The following is a 1969-nucleotide window of genomic DNA, read 5'->3' on the forward strand; positions in this document are numbered from 1 at the left end:
CAGGTCCTCCATTTAAAAATGGGCAGGAGGGTCAGGGTTATGCCAATCGTCATCTTCCTAATCGGGATCGCCGCCGGAGCAGCGTCACCACTCCCAAGTCCGCATGCACCCATGGACCACGTTTTTTAACGGGGATTCTGCCTCCAATAAGCTGACGGCCGCTACCCTCCCAGCCAAGAAGATACCACAAGGCTGTTTTAGCCCCGCGCAGGCGCGCCACAACGCTGGACAGTCTTTTAGGATATCCCGCTCGGCCTTCAACTTGGTGACCTCACGGCGCAACCGCTCGATCTCCTGCTGCTCCGGCTTCATCTGCCCGTGGCCGGGAAAGGCCTGCACCGGATCGGAGCCGAACTCCTTCACCCATTTGCGCAGAACGTTCTCATGAACACAGGTCGCGCCCGGCCTGCGCCATCGACACCCCACGCTCCCTGACCAGCTTGACCGCCTCGATCTTGAACTCGCGAGTGAACTTCCGTCTCTTCATCGCCCACCTCCGGCTTCATGAAACACCTAATCTCGGTGTCCATCAAACCGGAGCAGCTCAGGCGATCTTTTGCCAATCATAGAGGGTGGGGCCGAAGCGCTGACCGAAAGTCAGGAGACTGGTCGGCGGGAAGGAAGCTGAGCACGTGCCACTTGCAGATTTGGCGCTCCTCCCGCCCATCCGGCGCTTTCGCCGTGACATCCTTTGCACGGGATGGAACTATCTAGATCACTTTAACGACGGCAAAGAAAAGCGCGCCAGCCAAGACGTCAAGGAACTGCCGAAGGCGCCGACCTTCTTCACGAAGGGCCCGATACAGTAATCGGACCGCGCGATCCCATCGCGTTCGACCCGAGGATCTCGACGAAATGGGACTACGAAGCAGAATTGGCCGTGGTCATCGGAAAGGCCGCCGCAGCATCCCCGAGCGCGAAGCCGCAGCCCACATCTTCGGCTATTGTTTGGCAAATGATGTTTCGCAGCGGGACTTGCAGCGCCGGCACGGCGGCCAGTGGCTCAAGGGCAAGAGCATCGATGGGACAATGCCGATCGGTCCATACCTTGTGACCCCTGACGAAGTCGATCCCGGTACAGTCAGGCTTCAATGCCTGTTGAATGGAGAAGTTCGCCAGGATGCTCTGGTCTCCGAGATGGCTTTTTCGGTGGAGAGGCTGATTGCGGAGCTCTCGGGGATGTCCCGATCGCTGTTGAACTGCGTCGGGCTGACGTTGCCGGAATAAATGTTACGCGGCCCTGGTGAGGTGGGCAATGGGCTTGATCGTCATGCGATCGTGGTGAGCTTGATGGGCCGCACGCAGAACCGACAATTGCTTATGCGCCTTCAATCGTCGGAAGCCCTTGTTGGCCTCGATCATGCCGGCCGCGACCCACCGCAAGGCCATACCGGCATCCCGCCAGCGTTTGACGTTGCGCGTGGCGCGGCGAATGGTGCCCATCATGTTCTCGGCGATGTTGGTGCAGGCGAGCGATCGACGAATTTCCTTCGGCAGCTTCAACCGGACGACAGTCAGGTTTCGTCGAGGCCTTCGAGGATGCTGGCCGCTACGCCGGGCCATTGCTGGTCGAGTCGACGCGCGAGATTGCGGATCAATTTTTCAGCCTTGTCGGCGTCATCGAGCTCCCAAGCCTGGCGTAGCACCCGACGGCTGGCCGCATGGTGCTCTTTCGGCAGGCGTTCCATGATGTTGCGCGCCTTGTGGATCTGGCAGCGCTGGATCGCAGCGGCCGAACCAAAGGTGCGGCGGATCGCCTTCGACAACGCTTTCGCGCCGTCGACGATGAACAGTCTTGGCACCGTTGGGTCGAGCCCGCCCGAGACCAGGTTATCCAGCAGGGCCTGAACCGTTGCGGCGTTCTCGGTCACCCCTTCCACCAGCGCCAGCGGATGCTTGTTGCCTTCGCCGTCAACCCCGATCGCGGCGACCAGCACGAGATCGTCGCCGAGATGCAGCCCGTCGATTT

The 1969-nt window shown here is 60.5% G+C and carries 3 pseudogenes; 1 reads left to right on the forward strand and 2 read right to left on the reverse strand.

Annotated elements, in window-relative coordinates:
• Window positions 1-234: 234 nt before the first annotated feature.
• Window positions 235-487, reverse strand: a pseudogene (locus IVA78_RS17890) (transposase); the annotation flags it as partial.
• A 339-nt stretch (window positions 488-826) separates the two neighbouring features.
• On the opposite strand from IVA78_RS17890, the pseudogene IVA78_RS17895 reads away from it, so the two are divergent.
• Window positions 827-1227 (forward strand): annotated as a pseudogene (locus IVA78_RS17895) (fumarylacetoacetate hydrolase family protein).
• Between the two features lie 3 nt (window positions 1228-1230).
• Here IVA78_RS17895 and IVA78_RS17900 read toward each other — a convergent pair.
• A pseudogene (locus tag IVA78_RS17900) lies at window positions 1231-1969 on the reverse strand (transposase); the annotation flags it as partial.

This window comes from Bradyrhizobium sp. 137 (assembly GCF_023074095.1).
Classification (GTDB): Bacteria; Pseudomonadota; Alphaproteobacteria; order Rhizobiales; family Xanthobacteraceae; genus Bradyrhizobium.